The 21,857-nt window shown below is 41.6% G+C and carries 18 protein-coding genes and 1 other annotated feature; of the genes, 5 read left to right on the plus strand and 13 right to left on the minus strand.

Translation table 11 applies throughout. The features are described from left to right. The first annotated feature begins 128 nt into the window (after positions 1-128). Entirely contained in the window at positions 129-2,243 is a 2,115-nt protein-coding gene (locus NSS80_RS17205) for a glycosyltransferase family 39 protein (RefSeq protein ID WP_317221812.1), read from the plus strand. 31 nt (positions 2,244-2,274) lie between these two features. Continuing rightward, the gene (locus NSS80_RS17210; RefSeq protein WP_041115584.1) at positions 2,275-3,267 is read left to right on the plus strand and encodes a glycosyltransferase family 2 protein; all 993 of its coding nucleotides are present in this window, start codon (positions 2,275-2,277) and stop codon (positions 3,265-3,267) included. Between the two features lie 44 nt (positions 3,268-3,311). Here NSS80_RS17210 and NSS80_RS17215 read toward each other — a convergent pair whose 3' ends face one another. Together NSS80_RS17215 and NSS80_RS17220 are read right to left on the minus strand one after the other, a co-directional pair. Next, complete coding sequence (locus NSS80_RS17215; protein WP_024426239.1) at positions 3,312-4,661, minus strand: amino acid permease; 1,350 nt, start codon at positions 4,659-4,661, stop codon at positions 3,312-3,314. Between the two features lie 75 nt (positions 4,662-4,736). After that, positions 4,737-4,962, minus strand: a binding site (T-box leader). An 89-nt stretch (positions 4,963-5,051) separates the two neighbouring features. Then, the gene (locus tag NSS80_RS17220) at positions 5,052-5,726 is read right to left on the minus strand and encodes an NAD(P)H-dependent oxidoreductase (protein WP_024423594.1); all 675 of its coding nucleotides are present in this window, start codon (positions 5,724-5,726) and stop codon (positions 5,052-5,054) included. Between the two features lie 307 nt (positions 5,727-6,033). On the opposite strand from NSS80_RS17220, the gene NSS80_RS17225 reads away from it, so the two are divergent. Further along, entirely contained in the window at positions 6,034-6,318 is a 285-nt protein-coding gene (locus tag NSS80_RS17225) for a winged helix-turn-helix transcriptional regulator (protein WP_342498355.1), read from the plus strand. Positions 6,319-6,328: 10 nt separating this feature from the next. Here NSS80_RS17225 and NSS80_RS17230 read toward each other — a convergent pair whose 3' ends face one another. The 3 genes from NSS80_RS17230 to NSS80_RS17240 form a co-directional block, all read right to left on the minus strand. Further along, positions 6,329-7,516 carry a PDZ domain-containing protein gene (locus NSS80_RS17230; protein ID WP_024426241.1) on the minus strand — a complete coding sequence of 396 codons (1,188 nt, stop codon included), beginning with the start codon at positions 7,514-7,516 and terminating at the stop codon, positions 6,329-6,331. Between the two features lie 68 nt (positions 7,517-7,584). Next, entirely contained in the window at positions 7,585-7,938 is a 354-nt protein-coding gene (locus NSS80_RS17235) for a swarming motility protein SwrAA (RefSeq protein ID WP_007500014.1), read from the minus strand. A 344-nt stretch (positions 7,939-8,282) separates the two neighbouring features. Then, entirely contained in the window at positions 8,283-9,731 is a 1,449-nt protein-coding gene (locus NSS80_RS17240; protein ID WP_034623765.1) for a S41 family peptidase, read from the minus strand. Between the two features lie 153 nt (positions 9,732-9,884). Here NSS80_RS17240 and NSS80_RS17245 point away from each other — a divergent pair, with 153 nt between their 5' ends. After that, entirely contained in the window at positions 9,885-10,625 is a 741-nt protein-coding gene (locus NSS80_RS17245; RefSeq protein ID WP_024423598.1) for a sulfite exporter TauE/SafE family protein, read from the plus strand. 49 nt (positions 10,626-10,674) lie between these two features. On the opposite strand, the gene NSS80_RS17250 is transcribed toward NSS80_RS17245, so the two are convergent. The 5 genes from NSS80_RS17250 to NSS80_RS17270 form a co-directional block, all read right to left on the minus strand. After that, a complete protein-coding gene (locus NSS80_RS17250; protein ID WP_034623763.1) occupies positions 10,675-11,937 on the minus strand; it encodes a M23 family metallopeptidase in 1,263 nt (420 codons plus the stop codon). 110 nt (positions 11,938-12,047) lie between these two features. Beyond that, entirely contained in the window at positions 12,048-12,938 is an 891-nt protein-coding gene (gene ftsX / locus NSS80_RS17255; RefSeq protein WP_024423600.1) for a permease-like cell division protein FtsX, read from the minus strand. Next, positions 12,931-13,617: a cell division ATP-binding protein FtsE gene (ftsE, locus tag NSS80_RS17260; RefSeq protein ID WP_024423601.1), complete on the minus strand. Its 687-nt coding sequence runs from the start codon at positions 13,615-13,617 to the stop codon at positions 12,931-12,933. The genes ftsX and ftsE overlap by 8 nt, the downstream gene beginning before the upstream one ends. Positions 13,618-14,009: 392 nt before the next feature. Further along, positions 14,010-14,339 carry a cytochrome c551 gene (gene cccB, locus NSS80_RS17265; protein WP_024423602.1) on the minus strand — a complete coding sequence of 110 codons (330 nt, stop codon included), beginning with the start codon at positions 14,337-14,339 and terminating at the stop codon, positions 14,010-14,012. 48 nt (positions 14,340-14,387) lie between these two features. After that, positions 14,388-15,236, minus strand: a complete 849-nt coding sequence (locus NSS80_RS17270) for a YitT family protein (RefSeq protein ID WP_317221811.1) — start codon at positions 15,234-15,236, stop codon at positions 14,388-14,390. Positions 15,237-15,425: 189 nt separating this feature from the next. Here NSS80_RS17270 and NSS80_RS17275 point away from each other — a divergent pair, with 189 nt between their 5' ends. Beyond that, positions 15,426-16,160, plus strand: a complete 735-nt coding sequence (locus NSS80_RS17275; RefSeq protein WP_206534285.1) for an alpha/beta family hydrolase — start codon at positions 15,426-15,428, stop codon at positions 16,158-16,160. 17 nt (positions 16,161-16,177) lie between these two features. Here the strand turns inward: NSS80_RS17275 and NSS80_RS17280 are convergent, their stop codons facing one another. From NSS80_RS17280 to secA, 3 genes are all read right to left on the minus strand, one after another. Next, positions 16,178-17,971, minus strand: coding sequence for a M3 family oligoendopeptidase (locus NSS80_RS17280; RefSeq protein WP_317221810.1), 1,794 nt, complete (start codon positions 17,969-17,971; stop codon positions 16,178-16,180). A gap of 124 nt (positions 17,972-18,095) precedes the next feature. Next, a protein-coding gene (prfB, locus tag NSS80_RS17285) for a peptide chain release factor 2 (protein WP_098677688.1) occupies positions 18,096-19,197 on the minus strand; the annotation gives its coding sequence in 2 pieces (ribosomal slippage) (positions 18,096-19,124 and positions 19,126-19,197; 1,101 coding nt in all). A gap of 67 nt (positions 19,198-19,264) precedes the next feature. After that, the gene (gene secA / locus NSS80_RS17290; RefSeq protein WP_024423607.1) at positions 19,265-21,790 is read right to left on the minus strand and encodes a preprotein translocase subunit SecA; all 2,526 of its coding nucleotides are present in this window, start codon (positions 21,788-21,790) and stop codon (positions 19,265-19,267) included. Between the last annotated feature and the right edge of the window lie 67 nt (positions 21,791-21,857).

A 21,857-nucleotide genomic window follows, 5' to 3' on the forward strand; every position in this document is an offset into this window, starting at 1 on the left:
GAACAGCTCTTTTCATCAAGAGCTGTTTTTATTTCTAAAAGATAAAAAAATGGTCTTTTTTTATTAACATTTTATTCATATTTGCTTGTTACACTTTTTTCAAGTGAAGAAAAAGGAGTGACATGCTTTTGATCAGACGTTTTCAGAAATTTGATATTTATTTATTTTTCATATTGATCTTATCTGCCATCTTAAACATTTATAACATTTGGGAAGATGATACGGTGAATGCGTATTATACTGCGGCTGTCACTAGTATGATGCAAAGCTGGCATCATTTCTTCTTTGCTTCATTTGATCCAGCAGGGTATGTCACGGTGGATAAACCCCCGCTCACCTTCTGGCTGCAAACGATCAGTGCCAAAATTTTTGGTCTGCATGGATGGAGCGTCATCTTGCCTCAAGCTTTAGCAGGCATTGGATCTGTTTATCTAATCTATCGTCTTGTCAAACCAACTTTTGGTCAAGCAGCGGCAAGATTAGCGGCACTTATCATGGCGTGTACACCTATTGCGGTGGCTGTATCCCGCACAAATAATATTGACAGCTTACTTGTCTTTATACTTTTACTAGCAACAGGAATGATGTTCAAGGCTGTAAAACAGCAAAAGGTGCTTTGGGCGATTGCTTCATTTGCAATGATTGGCGTCGGCTTTAATACAAAAATGCTGCAAGCCTATATGATCGTACCAGCACTCATTCTTTTTTACATCATTGCCTACCGAACGACATGGAAGAAAAAGTTGTTATCACTAATGATTTCAATGATTGTTCTTTTAGGTGTATCTGCTTCTTGGTCTATAGCGGTTGATCTCACTTCCAAAGACAATCGTCCTTATATGGGATCTAGTCAATCGAACTCAGCACTAGAATTAGCCTTTGGTTACAACGGTCTTCAGCGGCTGACTGGTCAACAGTCTGGCGGAGGAGGCGGCACAAATCAGGGTAAGGGACAGCCGCCTTCACAGCAGGGTGATCTGCAAAATGACAATGATTCATCCACCATGCCTCAGCCGCCATCTCATGGAAATCAAAACAACTCAGACAATTCAAACCAATCATCCAGTCAGGAACAGCCTTCAATGCAAGGACCACCAAGCAGTGCAAACGGCACAACACCACCTGATATGCCATTTGGCGGTAATGGTGATGGACCGCCAAATGGCATGGGCGGAAAAATGGGAAATGGCTCCGGCATGTTTGGTACAGGAACCAAGGGACCGTTACGTCTGTTCCAATCTGAACTGTCCGATCAAATCAGCTGGCTGCTTCCATTTGCAATCTTCGGTGCGATTGGTATCTTCTTCTCGACTGCCTTTGAAAGAAGACGTCTCAATACAAAACAAAAAGAAACACTATTTTGGTTAGCATGGCTTATTCCTGTTGCTGCATTTTTCAGTGTAGCAGGATTTTTCCATCATTATTATTTGATCATGCTGGCACCGCCAATTGCTGTATTAGCAGGAGCCGGATGGGTTTCTATGACACAATTGTTCCAAACAGGAACTGGGTTTAAAAAATGGCTGCTTCCAATTGCGATATTCGTCACAACAGCATTTGAAATCTTTATCCTATCAACTTTTACAAGCACGATCGGTCTTGGACTAAGCATTGCAGTCGGTATCATTGGTGTTGGAACAATCCTTTCTCTGCTTTTGATAAAAGGAAAAGAAAAACTAAAACAATTCGTGTCTCTCATCGCCATCCTTGGCATGCTGATTGCACCACTTTACTGGGCAAGCACACCTCTTCTTTATGGGGGAAACAGTATGCTTCCAGAGGCTGGTCCTCAGCTTGCAACTTCAAGTGGCAGCATGAGTTCACAAGTCAATGAAAAGTTGATCAGCTATCTTGAGAAAAACAATACGGGAGAAGAATTCCTATTCGGAACAACAGATGCAACCACTGCTTCACCTTACATTATTAAAACAGGAAAAGCTGTTATGGCATTAGGTGGATTTAGTGGATCTGATAACATTCTCACGCTTAGTGAATTCAAACGGCTCGTCAAAGACGGCAAAATCAAGTACTTCTATCTTTCTGGTATGAGAGGCGGCAGCTCTGACATTCTCACTTGGATTCAAAAAAATGGCAAAGAAGTATCTGTTTCTAAATGGCAGAACAGCTCTACATCCAAAACGAACCAGCAAACAGACAGCCAACAATCAGAACAAAATGATCGGTCAAATGGAAGAATGAGCGGAATGGAGAGCGGCATTCTTTATGAACTATCCATTGATTAATTCATCTATTAAAAGGGAGGAAGGATGACTGATGGAAAAGAACATACGATATTCTATTGTAGTCCCAGTCTATAATGAAGAACTTGTGATCCATGAATCCTATCAGCGACTGAAAACAGTCATGGATTCGACGGGAGAAGCATACGAGCTTCTCTTCGTCAATGACGGTAGTATGGATCGAACAGCTGAACTAATTAAAGGGTATTCCCAAAACGATCCGAATGTAAGACTCATTGATTTCTCACGTAACTTCGGACACCAAATTGCCATTACAGCTGGGATGGATTATGCAAAGGGAGAAGCGGTCATCGTGATAGATGCAGACCTGCAAGATCCGCCTGAATTGATATTAGAGATGATCGCAAAATGGAAAGAAGGCTATGAAGTCGTATACGCCGTGCGCACCAAACGAAAAGGCGAAACTTTTTTCAAAAAGCAAACCGCTTCCCTTTTCTATCGCGTTTTACGTCAAATCACCGAAGTAGATATCCCAATCGACACCGGTGACTTCAGGTTAATGGATCGTAGAGTGTGCCATGAAATGAGAAAAATACGAGAAAAAAATCCATTTGTTCGCGGCCTAGTCAGCTGGGTAGGTTTCAAACAAATTGCAGTAGAGTACGTTCGAGATGAACGTCTAGCAGGAGAAACAAAATACCCACTCAAAAAGATGCTCAAGCTCTCGATGGATGGAATCACTTCCTTTTCCTATAAACCTTTGAAGCTAGCGAGTATAGCAGGAATTGCCCTTTCCGCTATCGGATTCATTTCAATGTTTCTTGTACTTTACTTAAAGCTTTTTACAAACAGCACCATTACAGGATGGAGTTCATTAATTGTCATACAGCTGTTCTTTAGCGGCATCATCCTCTTTATGCTGGGAATGATTGGGGAATACATCGGCCGAATCTACGACGAGGCAAAAGATCGACCACTTTACATCGTAAGAGAGAGTTACGGGCTTCAGTCAAAGCCACATCCTGTTCAACCCCCTGTTCATTTCAAGCAATACAAACAGCATTAAAAAAGCGTGTGAGACCTCTTTAAAGGTCCCGCACGCTTTTTGTATTAAGCGGCTGTTTCAAACCGCTTTCTGTTGATGAAGAAAGAAAGAGTAATCATCAGATAAATGCCCATTGTGACCATCGTTTGGACAATTGGAGTTGTTGACACAACGCCGATGAAAATGGCCATGATCGCAATCACAGAAAACCATGTTGTGAAAGGATACAGCTTCACGCGATATCCTCCTGGTTCTGCTACACTTCGAGATTTTAAATGACCGACAGCAATAATAAACCAGATGAATAAGACCGTATAGCTTAAAGATCCCATTAAATAATTAAAGGTTTGACTTCCTACAAATAGAGAAATCAATACAGCGGCATACAATGTAGATGTACACACTAGGATCGCTCTGACAGGCACCTGCTGTTTTGATAGCTTTGAGAAGCCCTTCCATACACGCCCATCCATCGCTTGCGTATAAAGTACCCTTGAGGATGCGTACAGCCCAGAGTTCATAGAAGACAAGATCGCTAGTAAAATGATACCGTTCATGATGTCACTTGCATATGGCACGCCTATCGTTGCAAACACGGTGACGAATGGACTCACTTGCTCATTGTTTACTTGATTCCAAGGAATCAAGCTGACGATGATGAAGAACGGCAGTACATAGAAGCCGATGATTCGTACAAATGTACTTTGAATGGCCTTTGGGATGACTTTTTCAGGGTTTTTTGTTTCTGCTAATGTGACCCCGATCATTTCAGTCCCGCCATATGAATACACCACAACAAGCATGGCCGCAATTAAGCCGCCTGTTCCATTCGGGAAAAATCCTCCGTGGTCGGTTAAGTTGGATAATCCCGGTGCTGCATGCTGACCAAATGAGACAAACAACATGGTTAACCCAATGATAATAAATAAAAGAATGACAGCAATTTTAATAGAAGCTAACCAGTACTCTGTCTCAGCAAACATTTTAACAGAACAAACATTGATCAATGTCACAACAAGTGAAATGATTAACACAAGTATCCAAATCGGCACTTGTGGGAACCAGTACTGAATAAAGATCGCAGATACGATTGCTTCTGCTGCAATGTTCAGCACCCACATTTTCCAGTATATCCAGTCTAAGAAATAAGCCGGATATTTGCCTAACACCGGTTCAATTAAATCACGGAATGTTCTTGCGCCAGGGCGTGCAACCGTCATTTCGGCAAGTCCTTGCATAATAAATAATAAAATAAGACCACCAATCATATATGCCAAAATGACAGCAGGACCTGCGATATCAATTGCAGAGCTGCTTCCTTTAAACAGACCAGCACCAATTGCTCCGCCAAGTGCGAGCATCATAATATGCCTTGACGTCATTGTTCGTTTTAACTGCACATGTTCCTTTTCCATTTTCTATAGCTCCTTTAAATTTGAATCTTCAGACAAATATAGGATAAAAGCATATAAAAAGGCCAGTCATCTCCTTGAAGAGACGACTGACCTTGCAACCGCGTTACCACTCTAATTGATTCAGCCATAGCTAAATCCAACTTAAAACCCGTTAACGGAGGTCACACGTAAAGACTTACTATTCATTCAGTCTTACCGCTCTTTGAGCGAGTTCAATGATTCGTTTTACTGCGTTGCACCAACCCGCAGCTCTCTTAAAAAAACGGATGTTCATCTACTATTCTCAAGTCAAAGCGTTTATAGTCAATTTGTATATTCATCAAAGATTTTATTTTTTAAATATACTGACTAACCACGCAATTGTCAACATCCTTTTTCAGACATTCTCTTTTAACGAATCCAAACAGCGACTTCATCCATCGGACGGCGCGTTTTGCCGCGCTTCGGCTCAGTCACACGATAACCAAAGGCTGCCATGACAGAAATATCATACTGACCATCCTCAAGCAGCCCTTCTTCATCTAGAATGCGATGAATCTCATCGTAGCTGAATCCTTCAACTGGGCATGAATCAATGCCAATTTGTGCAGCGGCTGTCATCATGTTTCCAAGGGCAATATACGTTTGTTTTGAAGCCCAATCAAAGAGCGTGCGTTCATTTTCTAACAAATGAAGATCATTCTCTTGGAATTCTTGGTAGCGTCCCTTCACCATCTCGAACGTTTCGTCTGACATTCCTTTGATTTGCTTGTTGATATATTCTGCATATGCTGAATCATAACGGGCGTCTGTTCTTGCCAAGATGATCACAAAATGGCTGGCAGTAGGAAGCTGCTTTTGCGCTCCCCATGTATACTCTTTTAATTTTTCTCTAAATGCTTCATTTTGAACAACGAGGAACTTCCAAGGCTCAAACCCTACAGAGCTTGGGGAAAGTCTTCCTGTTTCTAAAATAAATGCAAAATCATCCTCTGGTATTTTTTTCGTTGGATCAAACTCTTTTGTCGCATGGCGGAACTCATACGCCTCAATGATTTCTTTTTTTAATTGCTCTTTGTCTCGCATTGTCTTCATCCTTTCTATTAACCAATTAGGGTGTGTGTTTCATCAATCCAATTTCTTTCCATTCCCATATAGAAATTGTTATGATAAAAAAACAACAGCCCGAATGTGTGATGTGATATCTCTATGGTATAAGAAAAGCTTCGAGTGATTCAAGTACGCACATTTTTGTTCGTTAGTTACCATCTTGTTCGTGTATCACCAAATTTATCTTAGAAAGGCGTGTTAAGATGAGTGCACCATCCAACCCAGTCAGTATTGTCAATCATGGCTGTCCCGTTTCAGTGACGACAAGTGTCATCGGAGGGAAATGGAAAGGAGTGATCCTTTATCATTTGACTTGCGGACCAAAACGCTACATGAATTGCGCCGGCTGCTGCCAAGAATTTCTCAGCGTGTCCTCACACTGCAATTGCGTGAGCTTGAACAAGACGGCGTTGTCCATAGAGAAGTCTATGAGGAGGTCCCCCCTCGTGTCGAATATTCCCTCACTTCTCTCGGAAATACATTAAAGCCTATCATCTTCGCCATGCGTGATTGGGGCGAATCCTACGGGAAAGAAGCGCGCCCAAAAGAAAAAAGCTGCCATCTCTAGCAGCTTTTTTTTAAGATGAAATTGCCGTTGGTTCTTGCTGTGGATCATCCTTCACAAACAGGATGCCAAGCTGATGATGCTCCCCTTCGTAAGAAGCACGTTTCTCAAATCTTGTCTGACCATTTAAGCCAATAATCTCGAGCTTTGTTAGAGCACGATTGGTTTGAAGGGCTTCATAAAATTCCGAAACGGTTTTGACTTCAATTCCATTCACTTTTGTGATGACTTCTCCGATCTCAAGCTTTAAATCAGCCGCTGGTGTATTCGGAATAATCCCCAGCACCATCAGCCCTTGATTACGCTTAGAGAAGTAGAACGGGGCAGCATTGTCATTGACCCTCTGCTTCCATGAGAGAAAGGCTCTTCCTATCACCGCAATCAATACAGCTCCCCAAGCAATCGGTTCAAACCAAATACTTGCAGCACCTAATAAGGCGACAGCGAGTCCTAGCATAAGAATACGCCGCGCTGTAATTTGAATACTAACAATTGGCAGTGAGCCTTGAATTCTCTGACCGAATCCGATGATATATGGAATCAAAATAAATGAAAAGCTTTGATCATGCACTTGAAGCACCGGCCACCATGGCAGAGAAGAAGTGAATTCACCTGCCGGCATCAGCAAAACAAGCGGTAAAAGCCACAGACGGTTTGCCCGCTGCTGACCAATTAAAAGTCCTCTCGCACTCATCACCATAGCAGGCGATGTACGTAAATGCGCCGTTCGATAGGCTAGAATCCCCTCGGTCATTAATAGAAGTCCTAACAGAATGACAACGGCTGATGCATTCATCATTGAGAGCTGCGGCAGCCAAGAATGACTCACTTGGAAATGCATCAGTCCAAGTGCCGCAATAAAACTGAAACCGAGTGTGTATGCAGACGAAAGCGCACTCGCCTTAAAGAATAAAGAGAAAACGATGGTCATCGCTGCAATCAGCACGATGAATCCAGGGGGGAGGGCAATCCCTAAGCCTACTGAAATAACGGATAGGCAAATCCCTAGAATCCATCCCTTTGAATATGTAAATTTAAGTTCATCGTATACATCTTCTATTCTTGTTTGAAACGCTTTTCTCTCCCGCTTTACGCGGATGTAGCCATGCAATAGGCTGATTAATATCATGAAATAAAAAAGAGGATGGATTAAAAACAGACCGACCGCTTTTAATCCGGCTCCCATCCACTCCGAGCTCATTATCGTTCACCGCCCAAGTCAAGCATTTTCTCTTATTCTATCAAATAAATCGATGCTTGACATCAGGTTTATTTCTCCTGATTCATCCAAAGTGTGACATTCGACAGTGAAAAATCTTTTAAGTAGTGATTGACATCTACATCTAGTATGCCGCCGAGCAGCTGCATCGACCTCTTGATGTCGGTTAAGTTTATACCAAGTCTCTTATGATTATCCATTAAATAATTGAAGTATATCTCAGCACAGTCTTCATCGATTTCGTCGACTGATTCTACCGTTGTGTAATTGACCAAGTACCTGCTTAACAGCATGAGCAGACTTAATGCCTTTGTAGCGGAAAACGTCACATCTTTCGTACGACTCTTAAGTTCCTCTACCAACTCGTAATATTTTTTCTCTCTCACAATACTTGCCCTTTTCAATTGTGTACCCCCATTTACTAGTTCTTTTAAGAAAAGCGCAAACCTCGGTACAGCTTAATGCTCAAGCTGAATATCCGCAAAAAATAAAATATTTAAAATGAGTGCTACTTTTTATTGTAAGAATTATTTATGTAACATACAACTTTCAAAAGTTTCATTTTCATGACATGTTTAAATCAACAGAAAGTCTCTTATATACATATGTTATCGGGTAAAATTGAAGGAATGTTATGTTTTTTGTAAAATAAATGAATATATTTCTCGATATAATTTATTTTTAATCATAAATTATTACATGTTCATGACACTTATGAACCAAAAAAAAGAGGCTATTATTCGCCTCTTTATTTTTTAAGATATAGTGCTTTTAGTGCAGTCTGTAATTGAAGGTCATTTTTTTCGTAAGATTTCACTTCATCCACCATTTTGTTCATCATTTCTGCTGTTTTTAAATCAATGACACCTGATTTATCGAGATTGTATGTGCTTTGGAAGGCAAGTACGGCCTTTTTCGTTTCTTCATCAAAGTATCCATCTACTCTGCCAGGGTCAAATGACAATCCCTTTAACAGCGTCTGCGCTTGTCTCACTTCTTCATTGTTCATATCAAGCTGAAGCGGTTCTTTCAACTGAAGCGGACCTGCGGTAAAGTAATCCGGTTGATGAATCGCAATTGTCGGTACGACGCCTTTTTTGTGAATCCAATTGCCTTTTGGCGTGAGCCATTTATACAGCGTTAATTTAATATTACTTCCATCTCCCATCGGAACCGCCTGCTGCACAGTTCCTTTTCCAAAGGAAACATCACCGACAACTTCATACTTTCCAGCTTCTTTCATGGCTCCAGCAAGTATTTCCGAAGCGGAAGCACTGCCTTTATCAATTAAGACGTTGACTGGGTAAGGCTTTTGTTCTTTCAGTTTTGAAAAATATCGTTTCCGGTCGCCATTCCGTTCTGCGATTTGAATATAGGGCTGATCCTTCGTAATAAAATGTTTCAAAATATCTTCCACACTTTGCAGATAGCCGCCAGGGTTTCCTCTCACATCCAGTACAAGACCTTCTATGCCCTTTTTCTCGAGCTGTTTCAGACTTGATGTGAAATCCTTCGCCGTATCTTCAGAGAAGCTGGAGATCGCAATATAGCCTGTTTTATGACCATTGACCTCTTTTACAGAGGAAGTCACTGTTTCAAGCGGGATTTCTTCTCGTTTGATATGGAACGTCAGCTCTTTTTCAATCCCGTTTCGTTTGATTGTTAAGGCGACAGACGTTCCTTTTTTTCCTCTTATTTTCAGTACAGCATCGTTTAAGCTTTTTTCTTTCATCGGCTCACCGTCAATGCTGATGACCTCATCTTTTGGCTTTAGACCTGCTTTTGCCGCAGGGGATTTTTTAAAGGCGGAGACGATAATGATCTTTCCTTCATCCATCCCCACTTCTGCCCCAATTCCCTCAAAGGAAGAATCAAGCGAATCAGAAAATTGCTTTGCGGTCTGCTTGTCCATGTATACTGAATACGGATCGTTTAACGTCGAAAGCATTCCTTGGATCGCGCCTTCAAGCAGCTTTTGCCGATCCACTTCCTCTACATATTCATTTGAAATAAGGTCATAGGCTTTCTCGATCTTTTCCATCCCATTCTCTTTCGCCTTATCACTTGATTGAGCTTGTCCAGCCATTGCAGCGGCTGCTTGCGTTGACTCCGCATGAGTTCCCTCTTTATGCGTCATCACACCTGCACTTATTAAGAGAACGACACTTGCCATAATAGATGCGATTTGTTTTTTCATATTTGGCCTCCTTCTTCAACTCTTCCTGATGACCTGAGTTATTATATGCCAGAAGAAGGGATTTCATGTAAAGACATTCTCCCGTGAAGGCTTGACGAATCATTTTATTAGGTGTAATTTTTATTTTGTTATGATTGAGAAGGAGTCTTCGCTATGTATATTATCTTGACGATGCTTTTATTAGGAATTTTATTAGGTTTTGTAGGAGCAGGCGGGGCGGGATTTGTCATCGCATTGCTTACATTAATTTTTGATATCCCTATCCATACTGCACTCGGGACGTCATTAGCCGCTATGGCATTTACGACACTATCAGGTGCATACAGCCACTACCGGGAAGGGAACATTCAGCTGAAATCTGGTTTGATTGTCGGGGCTCTGGCTTGTATTGCTTCCTTTGCTGGGGCTAAGGTTGCTCCTTTTATTCCAGAAGAGAGTCTGCACTATTTAACAGCCGGGATGCTCTTTTTATCCGCTGTTTTTATGATGATCAAACTATTTGTTCTTAATGAAGAGGCTGAACAGCAGCCGCTTTCTTCACGTCAGCTGATGACAAGAGGCATTATTTTAGGTCTTGTGTCAGGGATGCTGTCAGGCATGTTTGGTATCGGGTCTGCACCATTCATTCAAGTAGGGCTTTTGATTTTACTGAAGCTGTCGATTCGGCAAGCCGTTGGCACGACCATGCTTGTCATTATTCCGATTTCCATCGGCGGTGGAATTGGATATATTTCAGAGGGTTATGTTGATTTTATCTTGCTGATTCAAATATTAATTGGAACCGTATTAGGCGCATTTATCGGCGCGAAATTTACACGCCTTGCACCGAAGCTCTTATTGAAATCAGCTGTTCTGTTAACACCTATTATTGCCGGATTACTGCTGCTGTTTTAATTCTATCTAGACCAAAAAAGCCGATAACATGATGTTATCGGCTTTTTGATTAGCGGATATATTGCGCTGGATTGACTGCATTTGATTTTGCGCCATTCCATAATCCTTTATGAATTTCAAAGTGAAGATGCTGACCATGCGATTGGCCGGTATTTCCCATATAGCCAAGGAATTGTCCTTGTTCGACTCTCTGTCCTGTTGACACACTTCTTGTAGACAGATGGGCATATACAGTTTGATACGTCTGTCCATTGATATTGTGCGTAATGAACACAACATTTCCATAGCTCGATGAGTAGCTTGAGTTTGTGACGGTTCCAGATGCTGCTGCATAGACAGGAACTGTGCCCTTTGCTGCAATATCTAATCCGAAGTGGTTTCCGCCAGAACGTCCGCCAAAACCAGATGAGAAACGCCCTGCAGCTGGTTTAATAAAGCCTGAGCTGCTTGCTGGTGTATCAGATACTTGATCTGAGCCGCCGCTGTGAGGTGCAGGTGCATTTTTTTCAGCTGCTTGTTTGGCTTTCTCCGCTTCTTCCTTTTGTCGGTGTGCTTCCTCAGATTTCACTGCCGCTTTTTGATTCGCAAGGATTTCTTGTTCATTCTCAAGCTTGCCTAGTTCATCATGTGCATGATTTTTTTTATCTGTCACATCACCTAAAATGTGTTCTTTTTCTTTGTGCTTCTTAGATAAATCTTTTTTCAGTGCTTCTAGCTCTTTCAGAGATGTTTCAAGTCCGCTTAGCTGATTATTTAGCTCTGCTTCTTTTTGCTCCACCAGCTTTAAATCATTTTCATGTTCTGTAATCATGTCTTTGTCTGCTTCGACAATCGTTGTGACAGCCCCAACACGACCGACAAAATCACTAAAGCTGCGAGCACCTAGCAGCACATCTAAATAGTTGATCGTACCGCCGCTTTTTTGCATTGAACGAATTCGGTCTTTGAAAATGGCTTTTCTTTTTTCAATTCGCTCATTGATGACTTGAATGTCTTTTTTTAGCTTCTTGATCTCTTGCTTCGTTTTTTTAACTTCTTTCTCTTTTTCAGCGACTTTTTCAGTTGCAGTACTTACCTTTTGGTCAATTTGTTCAATTTCTTTCTTGAGCTTTGATTCTTTCTTTTCAAGCTTTGCCAGCTCTGACTTCTTCTTCTTCAAGCTTGATTCAGTCTTCGATGTTTTCTCTTCGATTTGTTGACGTTTTTGATCTAGGTCTTCGTATGCGAATGCACGATTCTCGTTCCCTGGAATGTATAGCCACGTTGTTCCAATAAACGCTGCCATTCCAGCCATCATCAGCTTTCTTTTCAAAACGATATTCCCCTCCCATGACAACTTGTCGACATGAAGAGCCGACCGGATGATCAGATCAACCGGTCACATCTTCTATAGAATCCTCGAATGCTGCCATCAAAATATATTTATACTTTTAAGAATTTACGGATAGACGTTAAGCTTCCCCATACACCAATGATTGCACCGATCACTAGCAGGATCAGTGATACTTGATAGACAAACGGGTTGTATGGAAGCATTGAAATAAATGAGCCTTGTACTCTCGGTGCGACCCAGCCTACTGCATATTGATACGTGCCAAGCAATAGGGCAATTGGTATAATGGAACCAAATACACCAAGCAATAATCCTTCAATGAAGAATGGCCAGCGGATAAACCAGTTCGTTGCACCTACCAGCTTCATAATCTCAATTTCTTTACGTCTAGCAAAAATCGTAATTTTGATCGTATTGGAGATTAAGAACATAGCTGTAAATAACAGCCCGATAATGAGCACAATACCGACATTACGCGCTACTCCAACTACATTAAAGAGTCGGCTGACCTCTTCTTTTCCATAGGTTACTTTATATGTACCCTTTAGTTTTTCTAATTTCTTCGCTACTTTTGGTGTATCGTGGGGATCTGTTGTTTTCACAATAAACGCATCGTTTAATGGATTTTCTTGATCAACAAGCCCCATGGATTGTCCATTTTCTCCAAAGCTTTTAATCAGTGCTTTCAGTTCGTCATCCTTAGATGAGTACTTCACATCACTGATTTCAGGAATCTTTTCAATTTCTGCTTTTAATTCATCCTGCTGCTTTTGATTCGCCGTTAATTCGATTAATACTTTTACTTCTACTTCTTTTTCAGCGTTCGATGCCATGTTATTCAAGTTGAGCATAATCACAAGGAAAACCCCAACTAAAATCAATGTGACAGTAACCGCACTAATTGATGCAAATGTCATCCACGTGTTTCTTCCAAGTGAACGGAAGCTCTCACGTAAATGCCGCGAGAGAGTTTTAATCATAAATTCCGTACTCCCCTCTTGCTTCGTCACGTACAATCATTCCATCTTCGATTGCAATGACGCGTTTCTTCATGGTGTTTACAATTTCTTTGTTGTGTGTCGCCATAACCACTGTTGTCCCGCGGTTATTAATCTCTTCGAGCGTCTTCATGATTTCCCAAGAAGTGTCTGGATCAAGGTTTCCTGTCGGCTCATCTGCAATGACGACCTCAGGGCTATTGACAATCGAGCGGGCAATAGACACACGCTGCTGTTCACCGCCGGACAGCTGGTCAGGAAATTGACGCGCTCTGTGCTTTAGCTGAACCAGATCGAGAACATCAAGCACTTTTTTCTTAATGATATGAGGCTGTTCACCAATCACTTCAAGAGCAAATGCTACGTTCTCAAACACAGTAAGAGTTGGAAGCAGCTTGAAATCTTGGAATACTACGCCAATTTCTCTTCTTACGTAAGGAATTTCTTTTTCCTTCATTGATCCTAAATCTTTGTTATTAATTAAGATTTGCCCTTTGGTTGGCTTCTCTTCACGATACATCATTTTGATGAAAGTGGATTTACCAGCACCACTGGGACCAACAACATACACAAACTCTCCTGGATGGATAGAGACATTGATTCCATTGATCGCCTTTACGCCATTAGGATAGATCTTGTAGACTTCCTTCATTTGAATCATGTAATCACCTAATCTTTTCTTATTCGCTGACTAACAGCTTATCATGATGTTTTGACACTTCTCGTCAAAAAACGTTATGTATGGTCACGCACATACCCTTCGATACTTACTAACAATTTATGTCCTTTTCATCCAAAAAGATGAAAAAATTGAATCGTCTAAATTTCAACAACTCCAATTATACGTCATGAATCGACGCAATGGTATTACATTTATATTTCAAAACTTATAAATAAAAGGTAAATAGAACAATCAAAACCGAAAAACGTGCCTTTATACCCTTATTTTTTAAATAAAATTTAATATAATGCGTTTTCATACTATCTAAAAGTCTTTTTCTACATATAAAAAAACAAAAAAACCTTGTCGATTAGACAAAGGTTTCAAAGGTTTTATTTTTTCTCTGCAAGCCATTTTGCTACTTCTTTTGCTTGCTTCTCATCTACCATACCGCTTGGCATAGAGCCTTTACCGTTTTGCGCAATATCTGCGATTTGGCTTTCATTATATTTCTTCCCTACTTCTTTCAGGCTTGGTCCGCCTCCGCCAGATAGGTCTTTCCCATGACAGCCAATACAGTTTTGCTGATAGATCTCCTCACCACTGCTCACAGATGAAGCACTTTTGCTGCCTTCTTTGTCACTGCTGCTTGAATTTCCTCCACAAGCCGCGAGAACAAGAAGCATCGCTGCAAATAGCATCGTTAATCCGCTTTTTTTCATCTATTTCCCTCCCTTACAATCATTTGGTCAACGCTATTATATCCTTGTTTAAGCCCTTTTAAAACCCTCACCAAGCACCTCTTTTGCATCCATCACGATGACAAATGCTGATGCATCGATTGCTTTCACCACTTGTTTCAACTTTGTGAATTGTGACTGCCCAACGACACACATCAAAATCGGGCGGTCATGATCGGTATATCCTCCGACTGCTGAGATCTTTGTCACACCGCGGTCAATTTGATCAAAAACCGCCTGTCTGACCTCATCTTCATGCCCTGTAATGATCATTGCCATTTTTGAATGACTGAAGCCAGCCTGTACCACATCGATCGTTTTACTAGAAATAAACACACCAATGACCGCGTACAGCCCCTCTTCAATTCCAAAGACCGTCATCGCAGCCAGAACAATCAAGCCATCCATCATCGCTAAACAGGTGCCTAGCGTGAGTCCTGTGTACTTATTGATGATTTTAGCAGCGAGTGCCGTTCCACCCGTTGATCCATTCCCAAGGAACACGAGCCCTATTCCGATCCCAATGACCACACCGCCAAAAATAGCCGCCAGCAGTGCTTCGTGTGTGACAGGTGCAATATGTCTTGTGACAAACACCATGAAAGGTAAAAAAATCGAGCCAACGAGTGTTTTCACTCCAAATGTACCGCCTAATAAATAACAGCCAGCGATAAACAATGGAATATTGAGCCCCCATTGCACATAAGCCGCTTCAAAGCCGAATGACTGCATGATGGTACTAATGCCGCTCACACCGCCTGCTGCAATCTGATTCGGCAATAATAACGTATTAAATCCAATCGCCACGATGGCTGATCCGATTAAAATGAACAAATAATTTTTCACTTCGATCCAAAATTGTGAATGTCTCTGCTTCATGTCTTTCTTCCTCCGTTACTTCTGAATGCACACCTATTTTAAGCCCTCTTAAAACGATTGTAAATAACAGCCAAATGCAGTGCTAATGGATTAATACTTTATCACACAGACGGATCAGCGCACTTGCCGGTTGGCATAGGAGTAAATGATGGTATATTTAATATGTACATGAGAAAGAAGGGGCATGCGATGAAGAAAATACTGAAGATAACAGGTATGACATTACTTGCACTGATCATCTTAGCTTTTGGTGCTTTCTATACATGGAGCCGCTTTACATATGGACCATCAGAAGCATTAAAAAAACAGGTCAACATTGAGCAAGTGGAACATAAAAACAATGTTTATACATTTGAAGCACCAAAAAGTGATACTGGCATCATTCTCTATCCTGGGGCAAAGGTGGAACCACTTGCGTATGCCTATATCGGGGATACGCTGATGAAAAAAGGCTACTCTGTCTTTATCCCTGACATGCCATTTTCCTTTGCGATTTTCAATCCAAACAAAGCGCAGGACATCATCAAAGATCACCAAACGATCAAACACTGGTATATTGGCGGACATTCACTTGGCGGGGCAGCTGCCGCTATGTTTGCAGAAAAAAATCAGAGCAAGCTCGATGGACTCTTTTTCCTAGCATCTTATCCAGCATCAGATGACCTGAAACAATCTTCATTGAAAGTCCTTTCTATTTCAGGTGAAAAGGATGGGCTGGCTACACAAGAGAAAATCAAGAAATCGAAAGCAAATCTGCCGTCTCAAACTGTTTATCATGAAATAAAAGGCGGGAATCATGCGCAGTTTGGCATGTATGGCAAACAAAAAGGGGATCAGCCAGCGGACATTCCAGCCCTGTCGCAGCAAAATGATCTCATCCAGACAATGCTTGACTGGCTGAAGCCAGCAAAAAAGCTCCCATAATAGGAGCTTTTCATTTTTTATTTTTTTGTCACCTCTAAAAATTCTTCAGCATCTGCTACAGCCAAACGAATGGCTTCTTCCCAATATGCTTTTTGGGTAAGGTCAACGCCTAGATGCTTTTTGGCTAAATCTTCTACTGTCATTGAAGCAGTATCCTTTAATAATGCAATGTATTTCTCTTCAAACGATGTACCAGCCTGCAATGCTTTTGCGTAAATTCCTAACGAGAACATGTATCCAAAGGTGTATGGAAAATTATAAAATGGAACATTCGTGATATGGAAATGCAGCTTAGAAGCCCAGAAATGCGGATGGTATTCATCTAATGAGTCACCGAACGCTTCCTTCTGCGCTTCGACCATCAATTCATTCAATCTGTCAGCCGGCACTTCTCCTTGTTTACGCTCTTCATAAAAGCGCTGTTCAAATAAGAAACGAGATTGAATGTTCATGAAGAAAGCTACACTGCGCTGCAGCTTATCCTCTAACAGGCTGAGCCGCTCCTCTTCATTTGCGGCTTCTTTTAATGAGGCATCAGCTACAATCATTTCTGCGAATGTCGACGCTGTTTCAGCTACATTCATTGCGTATTTGCGATTCAGTATGCGAACATCCTGCATCACTTCCTGATGAAACGAATGACCAAGCTCATGCGCTAGTGTCGCCACATTGGATGGACTTCCTGAGAAAGTCATAAAAATACGTGATTCTCCGCTGTCAGGGAAATTTGTACAAAAGCCGCCTACCCGTTTGTTTGGACGGTCCTCAGCTTCTACCCAGCGTTCATTAAAGGCTTTTTCTGTAAAAGCAGCGAGCTCTTCTCCAAATCCTGCGAAATGTTTCACAATAAAAGCAGCTGCTTCTTGATAAGGATAGATTTTGGTCTCACTGCCGATAGGAGCCCCAACATCGAACCAGCTCAGCTTATCCACTCCAAGCATGTCAGCTTTTCGGTGTAAATAATCAATGAATGGCTGCTTATGTTCATCAATCACAGACCACATCGCATCAAGGGTTTCTTGTTTCATCCGGCAAATATCAAGCGGTTCTTTTAAAATGTGATCCCAGCCTCTTGCTTCATACACTTGCAAACGAAAACCAGCAAGGTGATTGAGCGTACTAGCAAATAAATGTTCATCCTGCTTCCATGCATGCTCTAGGTTGTGATAAACGGCCTTTCTGACTTCACGATCTGAATCATCCATAGCATTTTCTGCTTGGCCTACAGAGATCATCTGCGTTTCTCCATGCTGTTCAAACGGAATGGTAATTTTATTCACTAAGCTGGAATAAAGCTCATCCCACGCATGGTACCCATCTACAGCCAGCTTTTGAATCAGCGTTTCTTGTTCAACAGGTAATTGATCCTTCACACGGTCTCTTCGCTCATTTAATATGTAGCGGACATCTGAAAAGGCTGCTGAATTCATCAATTCCTCCCACTTGTTTGCAGGGATAGCAGCTAGCGCTTGATCAAACAGTGCAAGGATGGTTCCTAAATCAGCTTCTAGGTTGGCAATCGTACCTCGAAGGCTGCCTGCCTTCATATCCTTCGTATTTTGAGCTTGTAGACAGGATACAAATGAACCTGCTTGAGACAATTTTTTATATGTAGTTTCATATGCGTCAAGGACAGACGTTAATTGGCTTTCAATGTGTGTATCTTCTTTTGAAAAGGCATCCACCTTTTGTCGTAATTCATCTAGTAGCTGCTGAATGTTTTGCAGGTATGTCTTAAATTCTGGTGAAGAACTGCCTCCTTTAAAAAAGGCATCTAAATCCCACGTTTCTTGCAATGGTGTTAATCCCAAAATATTTCCCCCTTTATTTGCTAATTTCATCATACAAAGGATATAGAATCAGTATGTCGTATGTATACCTTTATATTCATTATATTTTCTCACAATTAAAAAAACCCGGCAAGAAGCCGAGTTTTTATGATAATTTCGAACGTAAGTACGCATCGATAAATGAATCTAAATCTCCATCCATCACCGCTTGAACATTTCCCATCTCCGTATTGGTTCGATGGTCTTTCACAAGAGAATAAGGGTGGAATACATAAGAGCGGATTTGGCTTCCCCAGCCAATTTCTTTCTGCTCTCCTCTGATTTCATCCAATTCTGCCTGCTGTTCTTCGATCCGTTTTTGATAAAGTTTCGATTTCAGCATTTTCATCGCACGTTCTCTGTTTTTAATTTGTGATCTTTCTGTTTGGCATGTCACGACGACATTCGTTGGAATATGTGTGATACGAACGGCAGAGTCCGTCGTATTCACGTGCTGGCCACCTGCTCCGCTTGCACGATACGTATCTACCTTGATATCCTCTGTCCGAATATCAATATCAATTTCTTCATTGAATTCCGGCATGACATCACAGGAAACGAAGGATGTATGTCTGCGGCCAGAAGAATCAAAAGGAGAAATACGAACCAAACGATGGACACCTTTTTCAGCTTTTAAGTAACCGTACGCGTTATGCCCTTTGATGAGCAAAGTCACAGACTTAATTCCTGCCTCATCACCTGGAAGGTAATCAAGCGTTTCGACCTTAAAGCCTCTGCGCTCTGCCCAGCGAGTGTACATTCGCAGAAGCATAGAACCCCAGTCCTGTGATTCAGTACCGCCTGCACCTGGGTGAAGCTCCAGAATGGCATTGTTTTTATCATAAGGTTCGCTTAAGAGAAGCTGCAGCTCAAATTCGTTAAACTGCTTCGTTAAGTTCTTCAGCTCTTTTTCAAGCTCTGCATGAAGCTCCTCGTCATAATCTTCCTTTAATAAGTCATGCGTCATTTGCAGCTCTTCATGCGATTCACTGAGCTCATGGTAGGAATTCACAGAATCCTTCAGTGCATTGGCTTCATTAATAACGCCTTGAGCCTTTTGCTGATCATTCCAAAAATCAGCCTCTGACATCGTCGCTTCAAGCTCTGCGATTTTGGCCTCTTTTGTTTCTAAGTCAAAGAGACCCCCTAAAATCAGCTAGCCTGCTAGCCATATTTTCAAGCTCTTGTCTAATTTCTACTAATTCCATATCCTTCACCTCATAGATGTATGGGGGCTGACATGAATAGAAAGAGGTTTTCACCTCTTTCCATTACTTATTCTGTCTTCCCATGACAATTTTTATATTTCTTGCCGCTTCCGCAGTGACATGGGGAGTTTCGTCCAATGTCTACGACTTTACGTACCGGCTTCTTCTTCACTGTCTTCTCCTCATCGCCCTCTTGCGGCTGATGAGCCGTTGTTTGACCTTGAACCACTTCTTCACGTTCTAGGTTGTTTTGGATTTCTGATTTCAAGACATACTTGGCCACGTCATCTTCAATTGAAGCAACCATATGCTCAAACATCGCAAATCCTTCCATTTGGTATTCACGAAGCGGATTCGTTTGTGCGTACGCACGTAAATGAATCCCTTGGCGCAGCTGATCCATTGCATCGATATGGTCCATCCACTTCGAATCCACCGCTCGAAGAACGATGACTTTTTCAAATTCACGCATTTGTTCTTCGCCAAATGTTTCTTCTTTTGCATCGTATTTTTCTTTAATACGATCCATGATGAAGCTTGTGATTTCATCTGCTTCTTTACCGAAGATATCTTTGACCGTAATGGCACCTTCGTCTAAATAGTTCGTGTTAATTAATTCAACAAGACCATCTAGTTTCCATTCTTCAGGCAGCTCTTCTTTTGGCGTATAAGATCCCACAGCACGCTCAATTGAAGATTGGATCATATTGATGACAATTGATTTTAAGTTGTCAGAATCGATGACTTCAAAACGCTGTTTGTAGATTACTTCACGCTGTTGACGAAGCACATCGTCGTATTGCAGAAGCTGCTTACGGGAATCAAAGTTGTTCCCCTCTACACGTTTTTGAGATGATTCAACGGCTTTAGACACCATTTTACTTTGGATTGGTGTAGAGTCATCCATGCCAAAGCGGTCAAGCATCGCCATCGTCCGCTCTGCACCAAATCGGCGCATCAATTCATCTTCCATGGAGAGATAGAATTGGGTAATCCCTGGGTCTCCTTGACGTCCAGAACGTCCGCGAAGCTGGTTATCAATACGACGGGATTCATGACGCTCTGTCCCGATAACAGCCAGACCTCCAAGTTCTTTTACACCTTCTCCAAGCTTGATGTCTGTACCACGTCCTGCCATGTTTGTTGCAATGGTCACAGCACCTTTTTGACCAGCCTCTTCAATAATTTGTGCTTCACGCTCATGGTTTTTTGCGTTTAACACTTGATGAGGAATGCCTTTATTTTTAAGCAGCTTAGAAATAAGCTCAGATGTCTCAACTGCTACTGTTCCGACAAGAACTGGCTGCCCTGTCATATAGCGCTGCGCAACATCCTCAGCCACTGCTTTAAATTTACCATCCATTGTGCGGTAAATTAAATCAGGTCTGTCATCACGAACCACTGGTTGGTTGGTCGGGATTGACACAACCTGCATGTTGTATATGTTACGGAATTCTTCTTCTTCCGTTTTTGCTGTACCAGTCATACCAGATAATTTTTCATACATACGGAAGTAGTTCTGGAACGTAATTGTTGCTAGTGTCATGCTTTCGTTCTGCACTTCAAGACCTTCTTTTGCCTCGATGGCTTGATGCAGACCTTCACTATAACGGCGTCCTTTCATTAAACGTCCTGTGAAGGAGTCAACGATGACTACTTGGCCTTCTTCTACCACATAATCCACGTCTTTTTGCATCGCAACATGTGCCTTCAGCGCCTGAGCGATGTGATGGTTCAGCGCGACATGTTTGACATCAAACAGGTTCTCAATGCCGAATGCTTTTTCCGCCTTCGTCATTCCGCTTTCAGTCAGCTGCACACTTTTTGTTTTAATATCATACGTGAAATCATCTTCGATTTTTAATGTGCGGACAAATGCATTGGCTTGTACATAAAGCTTTGTTGATTTCGCAGCTTGTCCTGAAATAATAAGAGGTGTTCTCGCTTCATCAATTAAAATGGAGTCAACCTCATCGATCACGGCATAATGAAGCGGTCTCTGAACCATTTGCTCTTTGTAAAGCACCATGTTATCTCGTAAATAGTCAAAGCCGAGTTCATTGTTTGTTGAATACGTGATATCAGCGGCGTACGCTTCTCTTTTTTCATCTTTGTCTAAGCTGTTTAAGTTTAAGCCGACTGTTAAACCAAGAAACTCAAAAATTTTGCCCATTTCCTGCGCATCACGGCTTGCCAAGTATTCGTTGACTGTCACGATGTGGACGCCTTTTCCAGAAAGAGCATTTAAATAAACAGGCATTGTTGATGTCAATGTTTTACCTTCACCTGTTTTCATTTCAGCGATGTTACCTTCGTGAAGCGCGATGCCCCCCATGAGCTGCACCTTAAACGGGAACATTCCTGTTACGCGGCGGGATGCTTCGCGAACCGTTGCAAATGCTTCAACCAGCAGGTCATCCACGGATTGTCCTTTTTCAAGTTTTTCTTTAAATTCAATCGTTTTATTTCGTAAAGCCTCGTCAGATAATTTTTCAAAATCTTGAGCGAGAGCTTCGATTTCATTTGCCTTTTTTTCATATCGGCTGATCGTACGTTTCGTAGGATCAAACACTTTGTTTAAGATTCCAAGCATATAATAACGCTCCTCTATTTCATGCAATTTTTCGGCATGTCCAAAAGTTTGACAGGTCCATATTTAC

Source organism: Bacillus sp. FSL M8-0350, from assembly GCF_038593345.1.
GTDB lineage: Bacteria > Bacillota > Bacilli > Bacillales > Bacillaceae > Bacillus > Bacillus safensis.